Annotated in this window: 17 protein-coding genes; 3 read left to right on the top strand and 14 right to left on the bottom strand. The window is 70.6% G+C overall.

Annotated elements, in window-relative coordinates:
* Positions 1 to 22: 22 nt before the first annotated feature.
* The 4 genes from BO64_RS09830 to BO64_RS09815 form a co-directional block, all read right to left on the bottom strand.
* Entirely contained in the window at positions 23 to 2,359 is a 2,337-nt protein-coding gene (locus BO64_RS09830; protein WP_496403114.1) for a TonB-dependent receptor, read from the bottom strand.
* 161 nt (positions 2,360 to 2,520) lie between these two features.
* On the bottom strand, positions 2,521 to 3,015 hold the full coding sequence (gene greA, locus BO64_RS09825; protein WP_496403113.1) for a transcription elongation factor GreA: 495 nt from the start codon (positions 3,013 to 3,015) through the stop codon (positions 2,521 to 2,523).
* 42 nt (positions 3,016 to 3,057) lie between these two features.
* Entirely contained in the window at positions 3,058 to 3,258 is a 201-nt protein-coding gene (locus BO64_RS09820; RefSeq protein ID WP_496403112.1) for a hypothetical protein, read from the bottom strand.
* A gap of 208 nt (positions 3,259 to 3,466) precedes the next feature.
* On the bottom strand, positions 3,467 to 4,315 hold the full coding sequence (locus BO64_RS09815; protein ID WP_496403111.1) for a DUF2189 domain-containing protein: 849 nt from the start codon (positions 4,313 to 4,315) through the stop codon (positions 3,467 to 3,469).
* A 260-nt stretch (positions 4,316 to 4,575) separates the two neighbouring features.
* Here BO64_RS09815 and BO64_RS09810 point away from each other — a divergent pair, with 260 nt between their 5' ends.
* Positions 4,576 to 5,664, top strand: coding sequence for an HPP family protein (locus tag BO64_RS09810; RefSeq protein ID WP_496403110.1), 1,089 nt, complete (start codon positions 4,576 to 4,578; stop codon positions 5,662 to 5,664).
* Between the two features lie 3 nt (positions 5,665 to 5,667).
* Here the strand turns inward: BO64_RS09810 and BO64_RS09805 are convergent, their stop codons facing one another.
* The 6 genes from BO64_RS09805 to lepB form a co-directional block, all read right to left on the bottom strand.
* Entirely contained in the window at positions 5,668 to 6,825 is a 1,158-nt protein-coding gene (locus tag BO64_RS09805) for a mechanosensitive ion channel family protein (RefSeq protein WP_496403109.1), read from the bottom strand.
* Positions 6,825 to 9,080: a DNA topoisomerase IV subunit A gene (gene parC, locus BO64_RS09800; RefSeq protein WP_496403108.1), complete on the bottom strand. Its 2,256-nt coding sequence runs from the start codon at positions 9,078 to 9,080 to the stop codon at positions 6,825 to 6,827. The genes BO64_RS09805 and parC overlap by 1 nt, the downstream gene beginning before the upstream one ends.
* Positions 9,081 to 9,162: 82 nt before the next feature.
* On the bottom strand, positions 9,163 to 9,894 hold the full coding sequence (gene recO / locus BO64_RS09795) for a DNA repair protein RecO (RefSeq protein ID WP_496403218.1): 732 nt from the start codon (positions 9,892 to 9,894) through the stop codon (positions 9,163 to 9,165).
* Positions 9,895 to 9,906: 12 nt separating this feature from the next.
* The gene (gene era / locus BO64_RS09790; RefSeq protein WP_496403107.1) at positions 9,907 to 10,824 is read right to left on the bottom strand and encodes a GTPase Era; all 918 of its coding nucleotides are present in this window, start codon (positions 10,822 to 10,824) and stop codon (positions 9,907 to 9,909) included.
* Positions 10,821 to 11,543 carry a ribonuclease III gene (gene rnc, locus BO64_RS09785; protein ID WP_496403106.1) on the bottom strand — a complete coding sequence of 241 codons (723 nt, stop codon included), beginning with the start codon at positions 11,541 to 11,543 and terminating at the stop codon, positions 10,821 to 10,823. The genes era and rnc overlap by 4 nt, the downstream gene beginning before the upstream one ends.
* On the bottom strand, positions 11,540 to 12,307 hold the full coding sequence (gene lepB, locus BO64_RS09780) for a signal peptidase I (protein WP_496403105.1): 768 nt from the start codon (positions 12,305 to 12,307) through the stop codon (positions 11,540 to 11,542). The genes rnc and lepB overlap by 4 nt, the downstream gene beginning before the upstream one ends.
* 239 nt (positions 12,308 to 12,546) lie before the next feature.
* On the opposite strand from lepB, the gene BO64_RS09775 reads away from it, so the two are divergent.
* Positions 12,547 to 13,443, top strand: a complete 897-nt coding sequence (locus tag BO64_RS09775; protein WP_496403104.1) for an EamA family transporter — start codon at positions 12,547 to 12,549, stop codon at positions 13,441 to 13,443.
* Between the two features lie 3 nt (positions 13,444 to 13,446).
* Here the strand turns inward: BO64_RS09775 and acpS are convergent, their stop codons facing one another.
* The 3 genes from acpS to pyrE are packed head-to-tail and all read right to left on the bottom strand — an operon-like array spanning position 13,447 to position 15,202.
* Complete coding sequence (gene acpS / locus BO64_RS09770) at positions 13,447 to 13,845, bottom strand: holo-ACP synthase (protein WP_496403103.1); 399 nt, start codon at positions 13,843 to 13,845, stop codon at positions 13,447 to 13,449.
* Positions 13,842 to 14,603: a pyridoxine 5'-phosphate synthase gene (locus tag BO64_RS09765; RefSeq protein WP_496403102.1), complete on the bottom strand. Its 762-nt coding sequence runs from the start codon at positions 14,601 to 14,603 to the stop codon at positions 13,842 to 13,844. Before BO64_RS09765 ends, acpS begins: the two co-directional genes overlap by 4 nt.
* A 14-nt stretch (positions 14,604 to 14,617) precedes the next feature.
* Positions 14,618 to 15,202 (bottom strand): orotate phosphoribosyltransferase, encoded by a 585-nt coding sequence (gene pyrE / locus BO64_RS09760; RefSeq protein WP_496403101.1) that lies wholly within the window; start codon positions 15,200 to 15,202, stop codon positions 14,618 to 14,620.
* A 99-nt stretch (positions 15,203 to 15,301) separates the two neighbouring features.
* Here pyrE and BO64_RS09755 point away from each other — a divergent pair, with 99 nt between their 5' ends.
* On the top strand, positions 15,302 to 16,213 hold the full coding sequence (locus tag BO64_RS09755; protein ID WP_496403100.1) for an alpha/beta fold hydrolase: 912 nt from the start codon (positions 15,302 to 15,304) through the stop codon (positions 16,211 to 16,213).
* Between the two features lie 15 nt (positions 16,214 to 16,228).
* Here BO64_RS09755 and BO64_RS09750 read toward each other — a convergent pair whose 3' ends face one another.
* A complete protein-coding gene (locus BO64_RS09750) occupies positions 16,229 to 18,397 on the bottom strand; it encodes a RelA/SpoT family protein (RefSeq protein ID WP_496403099.1) in 2,169 nt (722 codons plus the stop codon).
* Positions 18,398 to 18,452: the final 55 nt, after the last annotated feature.

Genomic DNA, 18,452 nt, shown 5'->3' with positions numbered 1-18,452 from the left:
ACGCCTCCCCTCTCCTCTCGGCCTACCAGCGGTAGGTCACATTGACGCCGAACGTGCGCGGCTGGTTGTAACGGTTGGCCAGCGGCTCGCCGTTGGACTGGAACTGCAGCAGCGCCACTTCCTCGTCGGTGAGGTTGGTGACGAAGCCGGCCAGTTCCACCCGGGCGAAGCTGACGCCGACGCGGGCGCTGAGGGTGTCCAGGTCGTTGAGGTAGATCGCCGGCGTCGCCGCCGTGACCGTGTCCTGCACCCCGCCGCGCTGACCCGAGTAGGTCAGGTTGGCGAACCCGTCGAGCCCCGCGACGATCTCGCGACGGTAGGAGACCTGCGCCGACATGGTCCACTTGGGGATCTGGGCCACGGAGGAGTCCACCAGCGGCAGGCCCGAATAGTCGTTGGGCGTCGAGACGTAGCGGGCCCGCTGGCGGGCGGCGTTCAGGCTGACGTTGAGCAGGCCGTCGGCCACCCGGAAGCGACCGTCGACGGCGCCCTCGACGCCCCGGGCGTGAACCGTGCCGCCGTTGATGTTGAAGACGGTGCCGGCCTTGCCGCAGGCGTTGAGCACCGTGCAGCCGTCGTTGATCGAGGTGATGGCGTCCTCGGTGCGCGAGGCGTAGGCGGCCAGGCGCACGAAGATGTTGGGGGCGAGGTTGCCCTTGTAGCCCACCTCGTAGCTGGTGGTGTCCTCGTTGCCGTAGGTCGGCCGGAACGGGTTCGGGGCGAAGGGCGACGAGACCCGGGCGTTGACGCCGCCGGCGCGGTAGCCGGTGCCGACCTTGGCGTAGATCATGGACGGCAGGCGGGTCGGCAGGTTGTAGCTGCCGGTGACGGTGTAATTCACCCGGTTGGCCGAGAAGTCATAGGCCGCCGGCGGCGCAGCGGGCGTCGTGGTGTAGAGCAGGACCGAGGCCTGCTGGGCCTTCTTGTCGTCTTCCGAGTAGCGCAGCTCGCCGGCCAGGGCGAAGGCGCCGACCGTGTACTTCAGCGACCCATAGACCGAGAACGACTCGTTGCGCAGGGTCGCGCGGCTGGACGTGCCGAAGCTGTTGGGGAACGGCGTCGGGCACAGGGTCTGGGTCGGCAGCAGCTGGTAGCAGACCGGCGCGGTCGGCGTGCCGCCGCAGACGGCGGCGGTGGGCCGCAGCGGGCACGGGGTGGTGGCCGAGTCCGTGCCGTTGAGGTCGTGCTGGATCAGGTAGTCGGCGCCGGCCAGCCACTGGAGCTGCCCTTCCAGGGCCGTCCCGGCCAGGTGCAGGTCCTGGTAGAAGGTTCGATCCTTGGCCACGGTCGAGGTCTGACCGAAGGGATAGAGGCCGGTCTGGCCCAGGCGGTTCAGCTCGGCCTGGGTGGCGAGGTCGATGGCCGCGGCATAGTGCTGGCGCGAGATCCAGTGGGTGGCCATGCTCGTGGAGGTGAGCGTGGCGAAGCCCAGGTCGTAGTCGGCGAGGATCATCGCCCGCTGGACCTTCTGATGGACTCCGTCCTTGCCCTCGTGGGGCACCACGAAGCGGTCCTGGGTGAAGCCCAGCGGCACCGCCGCATTCACCCCCGGCGCCACGTCATAGACGTTGAGGAAGGTCGGCAGGTTGAGGTCCTGGGCGTCCACCAGGAAGGTGACGTCCAGCGGTCCCTTGCGGACGCGCACCTGGCCGCGGCCGATCCAGCCGTCGGTGTGGTCGTAGTACCGGTCGTTGTTGGGGTCGTAGTAGTAGCCCTTCGTCTGGCCTACCGACTGGGCGCCGATGCGGATGGCCACGTCGTCGCTGATCTGCTGGTTGACCACCCCGATCAGCTTGGTCTGCGAGAGATTGTCCGTGTAGGTCCCGCTGACGTAGCCGGAGTTTTCGAACTTCGGCTTGGCGAGGACGATATTGACCACGCCATATTCGGAGTTGCGGCCGTAGAGCGCCCCTTGCGGCCCCTGCAGCACCTCGACGCGCTCAAGGTCGAAGTGGTCCACGTGGCGGAAGTTGCGGCCGCCGAGGGTGCTGGAGCCCACATAGGCGCCGTTCACGAACAGGCCGACGCCGGAGTCCGCGCCCGTGGCCCGCTGGGTGCCCGAGCCGCGGATCGAGACCTCGCTGAGGTTGTTGCTCTGCAGGTCGTTGAAGCGCACGCCCGGAACGGTGCGCAGCAGGTCGCCGGAGCCGTTGATCGGGCCCGTGGCCTCAAGCTGGCCGGCGGTGACGGCGGTGATGGTGGCCGGAATGTCCCGCACGCTCTCCTCGCGACGCGTGGCGGTGACCAGAACCTCGTCCACGGCCGTGGTTTCGCCGGCGGATGGGGCGTCGATTTCCTCGGCGAAGGCCGGCGCGGCGAGAACCAGCGCCAGGGCGGCGCCGGAGAACAGATTACGCATGCGATCAAGAACCCCCTTGGCGGGGCCACCTGCCCCGCTTCGTGGCGCGGAAAAGGCGTCAGCCGCCCCCGACCGTCAATGCAGCAATCCTATAATCCCTATAAGATTAGTGTAGTTTAGTAACAGCGTAATGCGAATAGAGCCGCGCTCGGGTCAGGTCCTCAGGGATGAACGGCGACGATCTCCACCTCGGCGCCATTGACGACGACGACGTCGCCCACCGTGCGGCCCATGAGCGCCTTGGCCAGGGGCGAGACGTAGGAGACGCTGCCCTGGGCGGGATCGGCCTCGTCCTCGCCGACGATGCGGAAGCTCTGGCGGCGGCCGTCCTCGCGCTCGATCTCGACGGTACGGCCAAACAGGACCTTATCGGGATCGCCCTTCGGCTCGGTGAGCTGGGCGTTGGCCCGGCGGGCGGACCAGTAGCGCAGGTCGCGGGTGGCCCGGGCCATGGCCGTGCGGTCGGCGGCCACGCCGGGACCGTCCTTGGCGGCGGCCTGGGCCTCCACATAGGCGGCGCGGGCGGCGGCCAGCTCGCGCTCGATGGCCGCAAGCCCGCTGGCCGTCACCAGATTGGGGTGCGGTGAAATCGGGCGGTCAGGCAGGTCTGCAGCCTGCGCCTCGTAGTCTTCCTCGCGGGTGAATGCGACAGCCATGCCCGGAAGTTAGGGGCTGGCGCGCCTAGTGGGAAGGCGCGCTCAGCCGGTGGCGGCTTCGTCCCGGCGGATCTCGGCCAGCTGGCGCTCGTCCTGCCAGACCTCGATCGCGTGGCAGTTGCGGTGCCTGGCCAGCAGGTCGACGGCGACGGCGGGCACGTCGCGATCGCCCCGCAGCTCGACGGTGACGAAGGTGTCGGACGTGCCGTCCGGGCGACAGGGATGGAAAGTGTAGAGGGGCATTGGGTTTGCTCCGACGCTGCAGGCGGGAGCATGGGGTTCGTAGCCAGGCCCGAAGGCCGGAAACCGTCTCTCAGCCGCCGACGCCCGAAATACCAGTCGGCGATGACGGCATCATGACACGTCCGGACGCCCGGGTCTGTCAGAAAGCAGACTTAGGGAACGGCCGGCGCCCGGCCGGGACAGCCGGACGCCGCCGAGTTCGCCGGGATCAGGGGACCGCGCGGCGGTAGAGATGCCAGGTGGCATGGCCGATGATCGGCACCACCACGATCAGGCCGAGCAGAGCCGGGATCGCGCCGAGCGCCAGGCTGGCGGCCACGATGAGGCCCCACAGAGCCATGGTCCCGGGATTGCGCCGGACGACCTTGAGCGAGGTGCGGATGGCCACGTCCACGTCGATCCGGCGGTCCAGCAGCATGGGGAACGAGACGACGCTGATCGCCAGGGCTACGGCGGCGAAGACGAAGCCCACGGCGATGCCGATCAGGGCCATGGCCCAGCCGGCCCCGGTGGCGAAGGTCTGTTCCAGGAAGCTGCGGAAGGTGACCGGCGGCCCCTCGGCGAAGGCCAGCAGGCTGATCTCATAGGCGACGCCCAGCCAAGCCAGGAACAGGCCGATGAGCACCAGGCCCATGACGAAGATGCCGCCGATGGCCGGGGAGCCGAACACCGAGGCGGCGTGCCACCAGCTCACCTCCTCTCCCGCCTCACGGCGGCGGCTGACCTCATAGAGGCCGACCGCGGCGAGCGGCCCCAGGAGGGCGAAGCCCGACACCAGGGGGAAGATCATCGGCAAGAGGTCATAGCGGAGGAAGGCGGCGGCCAGGATCAGGCCCGCCAGGGGATAGAAGACGGCGATGAAGACGACGTCGTCCCGGGCGGCGGCGAAGTCGGAGACGCCGCGCCTGAGGGACTCCTTCAGGTCGGCGGACGTGAGGCGGCGCACCTCGGGGACCACCCTGGAGCGGGGAAGCGCATGGCGCTCGCCCGCGCCCTCGAACGCCCAGGCCACGCGCTTGAGCACATATTCGAACGGATTGCCGACGGTATTGGCCATCGCAGCACCTCCCGGACCTTGTTCGTCCAAGGCCACGGCGCGGCGCCAGGCTCGTCGTCCAAAGGGGGTCTGGCGCAGGCCGCCGCCCTGGTTTGACGGGCCATCCTAACACGGTTCTGCGGAAAGACCTTCCCCCGATGGACGCCCGCGGCGGACGCCCCCGGCGGCGGATCGTCGCCGCGGGCCGGAGTTTTTCTGGCGGCGCCCATGGTTTTTGCCGCCTTGAGCCAGGCGCGGCCGTGGGGCACGAGGCCCGACCCATGACCGCCCTTGCGCCCCTGCTGCGCGGACCCGCGCCGATCCGCCCCCGCGAAGCCCTGCGTGCGGGGCTCGGCGCCCTGGTGGGCGTCGGCCTGTGCGGCCTGATGGCGCGGCTGCTGAGCGAGGGTGAGCTTTCGGCGGCGCCGCTGCTGGTGGCGCCCATTGGCGCCTCGGCTGTGCTGGCCTTCGCGGTCCCGGCGAGCCCCCTCGCCCAGCCCCGGGCGGTGATCGGCGGCAATGTGATGGCGGCCCTGGTCGGGGTGACCTGCGCCCTGCTGATCCCCAACCCCGCCCTGGCCGCGGCCGCGGCGGTGGGCTGCGCCATCCTGGCCATGGCCCTGACCGGCTGCCTGCATCCGCCCGGCGGGGCGGTGGCGCTGGGGGCGGCCCTGGCCGCCGAGCCCCTGGGCTATGACTACGCTCTCGCGCCTGTGGGCCTGTGCTCGGTGCTGCTGGTGCTGCTGGCGAGCGCCTATGGCCGCCTGACCGGCCGCAGCTATCCCCACCGGACGGCGCCGGCGGCCAGCGTCCACAACACCCGGGACCCGCCGGCCGACCAGCGGGTCGGCTACACCCCCGCCGACCTGGACGCGGCCCTGGCGCGGTACGGCGAACTGCTGGACGTGGGCCGCGACGACCTGGACGCCCTGTTCCGCGAGGTGGAGCGCCAGGCGCACGGGCGGCTGCACGCGCAGATCCTCTGCCGGGACATCATGAGCCGCGACATCATCTTCCTGCGCGCGGACGAGGACGCCGGAAGCGCCCTGTCGCGCCTGCAGGCGCACGAGCTGCGGACGGCTCCGGTGCTTGACGCCTCGGGCCGGCTGGTGGGCATGGCCCGGAGGGCCGAGCTGCTGGCGGCGGGGGACGGCCCGGTGACGGCGGCTCTCGATCCCGCGGCCCAGACGGTGGGGCCGCAGACGCCGATTCACGCCCTGCTGCCGGTGCTGTCGCGCGGGGCGATCCACGAGGCCATGGTGGTGGACGAGGACCGGCGGCTGCTGGGCGTCATCACCCAGACCGACCTCCTGGCGGTGCTGTACCGCGCCCATGTGGTCGAGACCGCGATCTCGGCCCGGGCCGCCTGAGCGTCAGCCCCTGGCCCGCCCCGGCCACTCCTCGGGATAGGGCATCACCAGCCGTCCGTCGGGGGCGGCGGTGAAGGTGGTCTGGGTCGGATAGGCGAACTCCACGCCTTCCCTGGCGAACCGGCGCAGGATGCCCAGGCCGACGCGGTGACGGATGGCGAAGATCTCGTCCCAGCTCTCGCGGAAGACGTCGAACTCCAGCTCGAAGTCCAGGGAGCTGGCGGCGAAGTTGACGAAGCCGGCCCGCAGGAAGGTCCCGCCCTCGGCCTCGACGATCTCGCGCAGCATGTCGGGGATGCGGGCGCAGACTTCGGGGTCGGTCTGGTAGATCACGCTGAGCACGAACTTCAGGCGCCGGCGGTCCAGCGTCTGGTAGCTGGTGATCTCCTTCTGGAGCAGGTTGGCGTTGGAGACGATCTTGCGCTCGCCGGTGGTGGCGCGCAGGCGCGTGCTCTTCAGGCCGATCCGCTCCACCGTCGCGGTGGAGGCGTCGTAGGTGATGGTCTCGCCCACCCGGAACGGCTTGTCGAAGATGATCGTCAGGGCCGCGAACAGGTCGGAGAAGATGCCCTGGGCGGCCAGGCCGATGGCGATGCCGCCGATGCCGAGACCGGCCACCAGGGCGGTGACGTTCACCCCGAGGTTGTCCAGCACCACGATGATGGCGATGGCGAAGATCACCACCGTCACCAGCAGCCGGATGACGCCGGTGGCGTTGGCCAGGGTCTCGCTGTGGCCCTCCACCGCCGTGCGGCGCTCGATGAGGCCGAGGACGATCTCCCGGAGCCAGATGGCGGCCTGGAAGGCGGCGGCGACCGTGAACAGGAAGCCCACGGTGCTGGCCAGGGCGGCGGGCGGGCTGGCGTAGCCCACCACCAACCGGGCCGCGGCCAGGACCATGAAGAGGTGGGTGGTCTTGCTGGCGGCGCGGCCGATCAGGGCCCTAAAGCCCAGGGGCTCGCCCGGCCGATCCTTGAGCCGGGAGATCAGGCTGCGCGCCACGCCCAGGCCCAGGTAGATGACGAGGCCGGCCGCCAGGGCGACGATGATCTGCAGGCCGTGGGCCTGGACCCAGCCGAGAACGTCGGTCCAGAGCTGTTCGGGCGAGACGTCCGGCTTGCGGATCTCGATGGCCGGGGCGGCGGGCTCGGCGGCGGCCATCAGCGGGGCCGGAAGCGCTTGGTGGTCGGGAAGCCGCGCGGGGCGAGCTTGCCGGCGCCGGCGCGGCGGCCGGCCCAGTCACGCCACTCCTCCCAGGTGCGGGTGCGGCCGGCGGAGTCGATCCAGTTAGCCCCCTCGTCGGCCTTGAACACCATGGCGTCGCGCAGGCCGCCCTCGCGGTAGGACTGCAGCTTCACGCCCTTGCCGCGGGGCATCTCGGGCAGTTCGGAGACGGGGAAGATCAGGATCTTGCCGTTGTCGCCGATGACCGCCACCTGGTCGCCGGTGACGGGCAGGCAGACGGCCGCGCCCTCGCCCTTCCTGGCCGGATCGCCGGCGTTCAGCACCTGCTTGCCGGCGCGGCGGAAGGCGATGGCCTCCTCCTCCGGCAGGATGAAGCCGTAGCCCTGCTTCGAGGCCAGGAGCCGTTTCGTGCCCGGGCGATGCGGGAAGACGTCGACGATGCCGACCTTGTCGTCGAGGTCGATCATCAGCCGCAGCGGCTCGCCATGGCCCCGGGCGCCGGGGAGCTTGTCGCAGCCCAGGGTGAAGAAGCGGCCGTCCGAGGCGAAGATCAGCAGCTTGTCCGTAGTCTCGGCCGGGACCAGGAACTGCAGCTTGTCGCCTTCCTTGAACTTCAGCTCGGAGGGGTCCTCCACCCGGCCCTTGGCGGCGCGGATCCAGCCGCGCTCGGACAGGATGATGGTGATCGGCTCGCGGACGATCATGGCCTCGAGGGCCGCCTCGGTGTCGATCTGCGGGGCCTCGGCGAAGGTGGAGCGGCGCCCGTTGAGGTCGCCGAGTTCGGCCTTCACGTGCCGCAGCCCCTCGCCCACCAGCTTCCACTGGGCCTTCTCGGACTCCAGCATCCTGATGATGCCGTCGCGCTCCTCCGACAGCTCGGCGTGCTCGCGACGGATTTCCATCTCCTCCAGCCGGGCCAGCTGGCGCAGGCGGGTGTTGAGGATGGCGTCGGCCTGGATCTCGGTGAGGCCGAAGGTCTCGATCAGCTTTTCCTTGGGCTTGTCCTCGAACCGGACGATGCGGATCACCTCGTCCAGATTGAGGTAGGCGATCATCAGGCCGTCGAGGATGTGCAGACGGGCCTCGATCTTCTCCAGCCGGTGGCGGGCCCGGCGGACCAGGACGTCACGGCGGTGATCGAGGAAGGCCTGCAGCGCCTGCCGCAGGTTCATCACCCCCGGCGTGCCGCGGGCGTCCAGGACGTTGAGGTTCACCGAGAAGCGGGTTTCGAGGTCGGAGAGCTTGAACAGGCTCTCCATCAGGACTTCCGGCTCGACGTTGCGGCTCTTGGGCTCGAGCACCAGGCGCACGTCCTCGGCGGACTCGTCGCGCACGTCGCCCAGCAGCGGGGCCTTCTTGGCCTCGATGAGCCCGGCGAGCTGCTCCACCAGATCGGCCTTCTTCACCTGATACGGGATCTCGGTGACGACGATCTGGTACATCCCCTTGCCGAGATCCTCCTTCTCCCAGCGGGCGCGGACGCGCACCCCGCCGCGGCCGGTGGCGTAGGTCTCGATGAGGTTGCCGCGCGGCTCGACGATGACGCCGCCGGTGGGAAAGTCGGGGCCTTGGACATGGGCCATCAGGGCCTCGGTGGAGGCCTCGGGCTGCTCCAGCAGCAGCAGACAGGCGTCGATCAGCTCGCCGGCGTTGTGCGGCGGGATCGAGGTGGCCATGCCCACAGCGATGCCCGTGGCGCCGTTGGCCAGCAGGTTCGGGAAGCCGGCGGGCAGCACCACCGGCTCCTCGTCCGAGCCGTCATAGGTGGGCTTGAAGTCGACGGCGTCCTCTTCGATGCCGTCGAGCAGCAGGGTCGCGGCCACCGTCAGCTTGGCCTCGGTGTAGCGCATGGCCGCGGCGTTATCGCCGTCGATGTTGCCGAAGTTCCCCTGCCCGTCGACCAGCGGATAGCGCTGGGCGAACGACTGGGCCATGCGGACCATGGTGTCGTAGATCGACTGGTCGCCGTGCGGGTGGTAGCCGCCCATCACCTCGCCGACCACCTTGGCGCACTTGCGGGCCGCCGCGTCCGGGTTGAGCCGCATCTCGCGCATGGCGTAGAGCACCCGCCGCTGCACGGGCTTGAGGCCGTCGCGCACGTCGGGCAGCGCCCGGTCGGTGATGACGCTGAGCGCATAGGCCAGATAGCGCCGCGACAGCGCTTCGGAGAGCGGTTCCTCGATGATCCGGTCGGGATCGCCGGACCCGGGCGGGGCAGTCAGGACGGTCATCCGGCCCTTCTAGCAAGACGCGGGATTCGGGGCGACGCCGCAGCGCGCCGCAGGGGCGCGGCCGAGGCGCGCGCGGCGAGGGTCAAAGCCGCCCGGCCTCGGCCAGGCGATCAAGCAGCCAGACCCGCGCCGGCGGCAGGGGCCGGTTCAAGGGCCCGAAGATGAAGGCCTCCAGGAAATGGCCGGTGAGCCTGAGGCCGGCGGCCACGTCGCCGGGGCGCAGGCCGTACTGGGCCGCCAGCAGGAACGGCGGCAGGGCCAGGAGGCGGTCCTTGTAGGGCTCGCCGGCGGCGCGGCTGACCGCCCGGCCAGTGCGCGGGCTGACGTAGATCAGGTCATCCACGGCGCCGGTGGCGGCGCACCTGGAGAGGTCGAGGCCGAAGCCCAGGTCCTGCAGCAGCCCCGCCTCGAAGCGGACGAACACCGCCGGCCAGACGTCGGGCAGGACGAGGGCCCCGGCCAGGGCCTCGAAGGCGAGGAACGCCCCGGGATGCGGCTCGCGCTCGGGCAGCGCCCCGGCTGCCACGGCGGCGGCGGCCGAGAGGCCCGACAGCGCCAGGGGATCGTCGAACAGGGCGGCGGGCCCCTCGCCCACCGGCTCCAGCGCAGCCGAGCCCAGCTGGTCGGCCACCCGGGCCCGGTAGCGGACAATGACCCGGGCGCCGGGCTGGAGGAACGGCCGCACCTTGCGTGAATTGCCCCCGGCGACGTGGGCCGCGTACTTGCCGCGACCGGCGGTCAGGAGTTCGACGATGGCCCCGCTCTCCCCATGGGCGCGGGCGGCCAGGACATAGGCGTCGTCCTCGAACTCCATCATCGGAGCATATCAGGCGTCGTAGTCGAGCCCCATGGGGCCGTAGAACTCGCGCTTGTCGGCCCACTTCTCGTCCACCTGCACGTGGAGGAAGAGATGCACCGGCCGGTCGAGGATGGCGGACAGCTCCTCGCGGGCCTTCTGGCCGATCCACTTCACCGTCTGGCCGCCCTTGCCGAGGACGATGGGCCGCTGGCTCTCGCGCTCCACATAGATGACCTGCTCGATGCGGGCCGAGCCGTCGTCGCGCTCCTCGAACTTGGTGGTCTCGACGGTCGCCGAGTACGGCAGCTCCTCGTGCAGGCGCAGGTACAGCTTCTCGCGGGTGATCTCGGCCGCCAGCAGCCGCGCCGGCAGATCGGCGGTCTGGTCCTCGGGGTAGAACCAGGCGTTCTCGGGCATCAAGGCGGCGAGCCGCTTCTTCAGGTCCTCCACCCCCGAGCCGGAGGTCGCCGAGATCATGAAGACCTCGTCGTAAACGCCCGTATCGAAAAGCTTTTGCGACAGCCCCAGGAGCTGGTCGCGCTTCACGGCGTCGATCTTGTTGAGGGCCAGGATGACCTTGCGGCCGGCGGCCTTCAGCCCCTCGACGATGCTCTCCACATCGGCCTGGGCCTTGCGGTCGGCGGGCTTGTCGCCGAGCTCGGCGGCGGCGTCCACGAGGTGGACCACGGCGTCGGCGTCCTCGGCCCCGCCCCAGGCGGCGCGGACCATGGCCCGGTCCAGGCGACGGCGCGGCTGGAAGATCCCGGGGGTGTCCACCAGCACGATCTGGGCGTCGCCCTCGATGGCCACCCCGCGCACCGGGAAACGCGTGGTCTGGACCTTCTGGGTGACGATGGTGACCTTGGCCCCCACGAGGCGGTTGGTCAGGGTGGATTTGCCCGCATTGGGCGCGCCGATGATGGCGCAGAATCCGGCGCGGCTCATTCGGCGCCCTTTCCGGGCTCAGGCCCTTCACGTTTCAGCAGCATGGACTGGGCGGCGGCCTTCTCGGCCGCCTGGCGCGAGGGCCCCTCGCCGCGCTCGGCGCCGAAGCCCTGGACCGTCACCTCCACCGTGAAGCTCGGCGCATGGCTCGGTCCCTCGCGGGAAATGATCTCGTAGCTCGGCAGCGGCAGGCCCATCCCTTGCACCCATTCCTGGAGCTGGGTCTTGGGGTCCTTGGCCCGGGGCTCGTCGAGCCGGGCGAACTCCTCCTCCCAGAACTTCAGGAAGAACGCGCGGGCCGTCTCCAGGCCCCCGTCGATATAGAGGGCGGCGATCAGGGCCTCGCAGGCGTCGCCCAGGACCGCATCGGACTTGCGGGCGCCGACCTTGGTGGCCGAGGCCGACATGCGCATGGCGGCGGGCAGGCCGCACCGCTTCGCCGCCCGGGCGCAGGCATGGTAGTTCACGAGGCTAGCCAGGAGCCGGCTCATCTCGCCTTCCCGAGCGTCCGGGTCGAGGGCCATCAGCCGCTCGGCGGCGCACAGGTTCAGCACCCGGTCGCCGAGGAACTCCAGACGTTCGTTGTGCCGCACCGCCCGGGCGCCGTCGCCGACGCTGGCGTGGGTGAGGGCCCGCTCCAGCAGGTCGCGGTCGACGAAGACATAGCCGATGCGGCGCTCAAGCTCAGCTACGGCGGCGGCTCGCGTGTTTCCGCTCAATGCAGGACCTTGAAGAAGCGGCTGACGCGGGCGTCGAGCACCCAGGTCCACGGCTTGAAGATCGAGGCCTCGGGCTCCCACGACAGCAGGATGATCTGAGCCTTGCCCACCAGGTTCTCGGCCGGAACGAAGCCCACGCCGCCGGCGCCGGGCGGCACGCGGCTGTCGGACGAGTTGTCCCGGTTGTCGCCCATCACGAAGTAGTAGCCCTCGGGCACCACGAAGACGTCGGTGTTGTCGAGGTCGCCGTCGGTCCCGAAGTCCTGGGTGTCGAAGGCATGGCCGGCGATGGTCTCGCGGTACTGGGCCACCTGGCGGACGAAACCGCCGAGGTCGGTGCGGCCCGGGGGCAGCTGCTCGCGCGGCACCGGGGCGCCGTTGAGGTAGAGCAGGCCGTTCTTCATCTGCACGCGGTCGCCCGGCAGGCCGATGACGCGCTTGACGTAGTCGGTGCGGTTGTCGCTGGGCAGCTTGAAGACCACCACATCGCCGCGCTTGGGCTCGGAGCCCAGGATCCGCCCCTCGAACAGCGGCGGGCTGAACGGGATGGAGTGGCGCGAGTAGCCGTAGCTGAACTTCGAGACGATGATGTAGTCGCCTTCGTAGAGGTTCGGCTCCATCGAGGCCGACGGAATGGTGAACGGCTGGAAGAAGATCACGCGCAGGAACAGCGCGATCAGCAGCGCGTAGACCACCGTCTTGATGATCTCGAAGAATTCGTTGGCGGCGCCCGACTTGTGTGCGGTCTGCACGTTCTCGCTCATGAACCGTCCCTGGAGGCCCCGGCGAACCGGGCGGAATGTGGGTTAGACGCTGCTTAGCCCATGAGCAAGCGCCGCGCCCGTGAACGTGTTGTCACCCAGACCGGCCGCGTCATTGCGACGAAGGCCCGTTTCGACGGGGCGTCCGACGGCGGGCGGCCGCCGCAGGCCCGCCCGGTGGTCGGTCCACACGAACGGAACTGGACGGTGCGCGCCGTCAGGAGCGTCGCTATCTAGCTTGCATGAGTCGCCCCGCCCTGCCGCCCTTGCACGCCCTGCTCGCCTTGGCCGTGGTGGCCGTATGGGGCACCAATTTCGTGGTCATCCGCTGGGCCCTGGACGATCTGCCGCCGCTGCTGTTCGCAGCCCTGCGCTTCACCTTCGCCCTGCTGCCGGCGGTGTTCTTCCTGAAGAGGCCGGCCGTGCCGTGGCGCAATCTGGCGGCCTATGGGGTGCTGATCGGCGTCGGCCAGTTCGGCCTGCTCTACATCGCCATGACCCAGTGGATCTCGCCGGGCCTGGCCTCGCTGGTGGTGCAGATCCAGGCGTTCTTCACCGTGGGCTTCGCCATGGTGCTGGCGGGTGAAAAGATCCGCCGGTTCCAGGTGGCGGCGCTGGGCCTGGCGGCCCTGGGCCTCGTCTGGCTGATGGCCCACACAAGCGCCGAGGTGACGGCGCTGGGCCTGGCGCTGGTGGTGGGCGCGGCCCTCGGCTGGGCCGGCGGCAACACCGTGGCCCGGGCCGCCGGGCCAGTGAACATGCTGGCCTATGTGGTGTGGTCGAGCCTGTTCGCGGCCCCGCCCCTGTTCGTGCTCTCGTTCCTGTTCGAGGGCTGGCCGGCGATCAGCCAGGGCCTTGCCGCCGCCGACGCGGCAACCTGGGCCTGCGTGCTGTGGCAATCGGTGGGCAACACCATCTTCGGCTACGCCAGCTGGGCCTGGCTGCTGGCGCGGCACCCGGCGGCGACCATCGCGCCGCTGTCCCTGCTGGTGCCGGTCTTCGGCATGGGCGCCTCGGCGGTGCTGCTGGGCGAGCCCCTGACCTCGTGGAAGCTGACCGCTGCGGCGCTGGTGCTGGGAGGCCTGGCCCTCAACACCCTCTACCCGGCCTGGGAACGGCGCCGGGCGATCCAGGCCTGAGGCCTATTCCGGCAGGGCCTCGATGATCACGAAGGCCTGGGCGTAGGGGTGGTCGTCGGCAAGCGACAGGTGGATGTGCGCCTTCATTCCCGGCGGGGTGATCTCCTGCAGCCGCTTCAGGGCGCCGCCCGTGAGGGCCATGGTCGGCTGGCCCGAGCGCATGTTGACCACGCCCATGTCGCGCCAGAAGACGCCCCGGCGGATGCCGGTGCCCAGGGCCTTGGCGCAGGCCTCCTTGGCGGCGAAGCGCTTGGCGTAGCTGGCGGCGGCGTCCGCCTTGCGGTCCGAGCGGGTGCGCTCGATCTCGGTGAAGACGCGGTGACGGAAGCGGTCGCCAAACCGGTCGAGGCTCGCCTGGATGCGGCGAATGTCGGACAGGTCTGAGCCGATGCCGATGATCATGCGGCCTTCACGGCCCGGGCTTCGTCCATCAGGGCCCGCATCCGCTGGATGGCGGGGCCGAGGCCGATGAAGATGGCCTCGCCGATCAGGAAGTGGCCGATGTTGAGCTCGGCGATCTGCGGAATGGCGGCGACGGGCCCGACCGTCTCATAGTCGATCCCGTGGCCGGCGTGGACCTCGAGGCCCAGGCGTTCGGCCTCGGCGGCGGCGGTCTTCAGGCCCTCCAGCAGGCGGGCGGCGTCCTCGTGGCGCCCCTGACGTACGGCCTCGCAATAGGCCCCCGTGTGCAGCTCCACCACCTTGGCGCCCACGGACTTGGCCGCCGCCACCTGCGCCGCATCGGCGTCGATGAAGCAGGAGACGCGGATGCCCGCCTCGGACATGCGCCCCACCACCGGGGCGATGACGTCGTGACCCCGGACCACGTCGAGGCCGCCCTCGGTGGTCACCTCCTCGCGGCGCTCGGGCACCAGGCAAGCGGCGTGCGGCCGGTGGCCGAGGGCGATGGCCTCCATCTCGGGCGTGACGGCGCATTCGAAGTTCAGCGGTCGGCCGCGCCGGCGGCAGATCACCGCCAGGGCGTCGATGTCGGCGTCCGAGATGTGCCGGCGGTCCTCGCGCAGGTGGGCCGTGATGCCGTCGGCGCCGGCGGCCAGGGCCAGCTCGGCGGCCCGCACGGGATCGGGATAGCTCTCGCCCCGGGCGTTCCGGACGGTGGCCACATGGTCGATGTTCACGCCGAGACGGAGCCTGGACATGGGTTCGAGCCCCCTCAGCCCTTCAGCCGCCGGCTGCCGGGATCCTCGATGGGAATGGCGGCCAGTTCAGGCGGCAGCTGGTCGGCCGGATAGGCCGGCACGTCCAGCTGGGCCAGGGCCACCAGCGGCGCGCCCGGATCGGCCCGGCCGCCCGAGCGGTCGACGATGCAGGCGGCGACCACCACATCGCCGCCCGCCTTGCGGATGGCCTCGACGCATTCCCGCGACGACAGGCCGGTGGTGACGATGTCCTCGACCATGGCGATGCGGGCGCCCTCGGGGATGGAGAAGGCCCGGCGCAGCTTGAACTCGCCCCCCTCGCGCTCGACGTAGATCGACGGGCAGCCCAGGTGGCGGGCGGTCTCATAGCCGGGGATGATGCCGCCCACGGCCGGGGAGACGCACAGGTCGATCTGGCCGGCGGCGGCCCTGATCTTCTCGGCCAGGGCCTTGCAGAGGCGCTCGGTCCGCTCCGGGTACTGGAAGACCAGGTTCTTCTGCAGGAAGACGCTGGAGTGCAGGCCGGAGGAGAGGACGAAGTGGCCTTCGCGCAGGGCTCCGGCGGCACGGAATTCGTTGAGGACGTCTTCGGTGTTCATGAACCCGGGAGATAGTCGCCTTTCACCGGCGGCGGAAGATGCCAGCCGTTGCGGCATGGCCCTGGACGCCCCTACCCTGGCCGCATGGTGAAGTTTCTGGTGGGCGCGGTCCTGGTCATCGGCGCCTGGATCGTGGCGGGCCTGGTCATCGTGGCGACGGCGGCCCAGGCCAAGCCCCGGGGCGAGTTCGTGGACGTGGGCGGCCGCAAGCTGCGGGTGGTGTGCGAGGGCCCGGCGGGCGCGTCCCCCAGCATCTGGATGGAGCACGGCGCCTTCGGGGCGGCCACCGACTTCGCCGCCATCCAGCAGAAGCTGACGGCCCGGGGCCTGCGCAGCTGCGCCTACGACCGGGCCGGCCTCGGCCATTCCGACCCTGCCCCCGACGCCCGCGACGGCGATGCGGCGCTGGCCGACCTGGAGCGGCTGATGGCGGCGGTCGGCGATCCCGGCCCCTACGTCCTGGTGGGTCACTCCATGGCGGGCCTGCATGTGCGCCGGTTCGCCACCGAGCATCCGGACCGGACGGTGGGCTTCGTGCTGGTGGACGCCACCACGCCCGAGGCCATCGAGGAGCCGCGGACGCTGAAGTTCCTGCGGGTGTTCAAGACCGTGGTGCGGACGGGGGCGGTGGCCGGCAGCCTGGGCCTGACCAAGCCCCTCTACTACTGGGCCGAGCGCATCGGCCTGCCCGAGGACCGGGTGGCCGAGAAGCGGCGCATCTGGGTCTCCGGCCGTCATGCCCGGGGCGCAGCCCGGGAGGGCCTGCAATGGGAGCGCGCGGCGCGGCAGGCCCTGGCGGCTGGCCGGCCGCCCCGGGAAATGCCGGTGGCGGTCATCCTCGCCGGCGACCGGGCGCCCGACAGCCCCCGGATGGCCCCGGCCAAGGCCTCGGCCCACGGCTATTTCGAGAACGTGCCGCAGGCGACCCACACCAGCATCCTGGGCCTGACCCATGGCGAGGCCGTGGTGCGGGGCGTGGAGCATGTGCTCGCCGCCGGCGCCGGCCGGTGAGCTGATGGGCCGCGCCTAGCTCTTGGTCCGCTCCACCGTCTCAACGCAGGGGTTGGCCCGCAGCGCGGCGGAAATGTGCGTCAGGTGGCGGGCGTCGTTGACGTCGACGTCGATGTCCACGTCGAAGAAATCCTGCTGACGGTGGTGCATGCGCAGGTTGACGATGTTGCCGCCGGCCTCGCCGATGATGCCGCAGACCTGCCCGAGCACGCCCGGGGCGTTGCGGATGGTGGCGGTGATGCGGGCCCGGGCGATGGCGTTGCGCTCGGCCTCGGGCGTCCACTGCAGGTCGCGCCAGAGCTCCTCGCGGTCCTCGAACTCGGCCAGGCGCTCGCAGTCGATGGTGTGGACGGTCAGGCCCCGGCCATCGGTCTCCAGGATGCCGACGATGCGGTCCCCCGGCAGCGGCGAGCAGCACTCGCCGAAGTGGATGGTGACGCCGGGGGTCAACCCCCCGCCGCGGACATAGAGCCGGGCGGACTTGCCGTCTCCAATGTGGCGGCGGGCCGAGGCGGCCTCGCGCTCGGCGGCCTTGAGCCCCGGGAAGACGGCCTCCAGCACCTGCCCCGGCGGGGCGCGGCCACGGCCCACGGCCTCGAACAGGTCGTCCTCGGTAGCGAGGGCGAACCGCTCCATGGCCGGCCGCAGGGAGACCTCCTTGCGGCTCTTGCCGGCGGCCTCGAAGGCCTGGTCGATGGTGGCCCGGCCGAGGCGCACGAACTCCTCGCGCTCGGTCTGGCGGATATGGCGGCGGATGGCCGAGCGGGCCCGGCCGGTGACCGTGAGCGAGCGCCAGTCCGGCGGCACCACGGGCTTGCCCCCGCGGATCACCTCGACCACGTCGCCGTTCTGAAGAGTCGTCCGTAAGGGCTTGAGTTCGCCGTTGATTTTGACGCCGATGGTGGTGTCGCCGATGTCAGTGTGGACCGCATAGGCGAAGTCCAGCGGCATGGCCCCGCGCGGCAGGCTGACCAGCCGGCCCTTGGGGGTGAAGACGAACACCTGGTCGAGGTACATCTCGAGCTTGGCGTGCTCGACCAGTTCCTCGGCGTCGCCCCCGTGCTCCAGCACCTGGACGAGGTGGCGCAGGTTGACCAGCGGGTCGCGGCCCCCGGCGGCCTTCTGATGCTCGGCGTCGAAGCCGTAGCTCTCGTTCTTGTAGCGCCAGTGGGCGGCCACGCCCTCCTCGGCCACCTGATCCATGGCCTCGGTGCGGATCTGCATCTCGATGCGCATGCCGCGGGGGCCGACCACCGTGGTGTGCAGGGAGCGGTAGTTGTTCCGCTTGGGCGTCGAGATGAAGTCCTTGAACCGCTCGGGCACGCTGGGCCAGGCGCGGTGGATCACCCCGAGGGCGCGGTAGCAGTCGTCTTCGGTGTCGACGATGACCCGGAAGGCGTAGATGTCGGAGAGCTGGGAGAAGCCGATCGACTTGCGCTGCAGCTTCCGCCAGATCGAGAAGGGATGCTTCTCGCGGCCGTAGACGCGGCTCGGAATGCCGGCGTGGTCGAGGCGGCTGGTGATCTCCTGGCTGACCAGGGCGACCGCCCCGCCCTGCTCCTCGCGCAGCACCTCCAGGCGGCGGATGATCGCATCGCGCGCCACCGGATTGAGGTGGGCGAAGGCCAGTTCCTCCAGCTCGGCGCAGATGCGGTGCACGCCGATGGAGCGGGCCAGCGGGGCGTAGATGTCGAGGGTCTCGCGGGCGATGCGCTCGCGCTTGGCCGGCGTCTTGATGAAGTGCAGCGTGCGCATGTTGTGAAGCCGGTCGGCCAGCTTCACGAGCAGGACGCGCACGTCCTTCGAGATCGCCAGGATGAACTTCCGCAGGTTTTCCGCCTGGCGGAGATGTTCCGAAGACAGCTCCAGCTTGGAGAGCTTGGTGACCCCCTCGACGAGCTCGGCGATCTCGGCGCCGAACAGCCGCTCGATGTCCTCGCGGGTGGCGTCGGTGTCCTCGATGACGTCGTGCAGCAGGGCCGTGACGATGGTCGCGGTGTCCAGCCGGTATTCGGTGAGGATGCCCGCCACCTCGATGGGGTGGGCGAAGTACGGGTCGCCGCTGGCCCGCTTCTGCGAGCCGTGCTGGCGCATGGCGTACACATAGGCCCGGTTCAGCAGCGCCTCGTCGGCGCTGGGGTCGTAGGACCGGACCTTCTCGATCAGCTCGAACTGCCGCAGCATCCGCGGCCGCTTGGGCACGCCCGTGGGGGGCCTGGCCGAAGACGCGGGCGCTGGG

It is taken from the genome of Phenylobacterium composti DSM 19425, from assembly GCF_059568645.1.
Note: the sequence above shows the minus strand (reverse complement) of the source record. Positions and strands in the feature narration are given on the sequence as shown.

Bases quoted from the DNA above. Each gene is read 5' to 3' on its own strand.
- BO64_RS09805 (WP_496403109.1), bottom strand. From the start codon at position 6,825: ATGGCCGCCGCCGAGCCCGCCGCCCCGGCCATCGAGATCCGCAAGCCG.
- greA (WP_496403113.1), bottom strand. From the start codon at position 3,015: ATGGCTGTCGCATTCACCCGCGAGGAAGACTACGAGGCGCAGGCTGCA.
- era (WP_496403107.1), bottom strand. From the start codon at position 10,824: ATGAGCCGCGCCGGATTCTGCGCCATCATCGGCGCGCCCAATGCGGGC.
- BO64_RS09775 (WP_496403104.1), top strand. From the start codon at position 12,547: ATGAGTCGCCCCGCCCTGCCGCCCTTGCACGCCCTGCTCGCCTTGGCC.
- BO64_RS09810 (WP_496403110.1), top strand. From the start codon at position 4,576: ATGACCGCCCTTGCGCCCCTGCTGCGCGGACCCGCGCCGATCCGCCCC.
- acpS (WP_496403103.1), bottom strand. From the start codon at position 13,845: ATGATCATCGGCATCGGCTCAGACCTGTCCGACATTCGCCGCATCCAG.
- pyrE (WP_496403101.1), bottom strand. From the start codon at position 15,202: ATGAACACCGAAGACGTCCTCAACGAATTCCGTGCCGCCGGAGCCCTG.
- lepB (WP_496403105.1), bottom strand. From the start codon at position 12,307: ATGAGCGAGAACGTGCAGACCGCACACAAGTCGGGCGCCGCCAACGAA.
- BO64_RS09750 (WP_496403099.1), bottom strand. From the start codon at position 18,397: ATGCTGCGGCAGTTCGAGCTGATCGAGAAGGTCCGGTCCTACGACCCC.
- BO64_RS09765 (WP_496403102.1), bottom strand. From the start codon at position 14,603: ATGTCCAGGCTCCGTCTCGGCGTGAACATCGACCATGTGGCCACCGTC.
- BO64_RS09815 (WP_496403111.1), bottom strand. From the start codon at position 4,315: ATGGCCAATACCGTCGGCAATCCGTTCGAATATGTGCTCAAGCGCGTG.
- BO64_RS09820 (WP_496403112.1), bottom strand. From the start codon at position 3,258: ATGCCCCTCTACACTTTCCATCCCTGTCGCCCGGACGGCACGTCCGAC.
- parC (WP_496403108.1), bottom strand. From the start codon at position 9,080: ATGACCGTCCTGACTGCCCCGCCCGGGTCCGGCGATCCCGACCGGATC.
- recO (WP_496403218.1), bottom strand. From the start codon at position 9,894: ATGGAGTTCGAGGACGACGCCTATGTCCTGGCCGCCCGCGCCCATGGG.
- BO64_RS09830 (WP_496403114.1), bottom strand. From the start codon at position 2,359: ATGCGTAATCTGTTCTCCGGCGCCGCCCTGGCGCTGGTTCTCGCCGCG.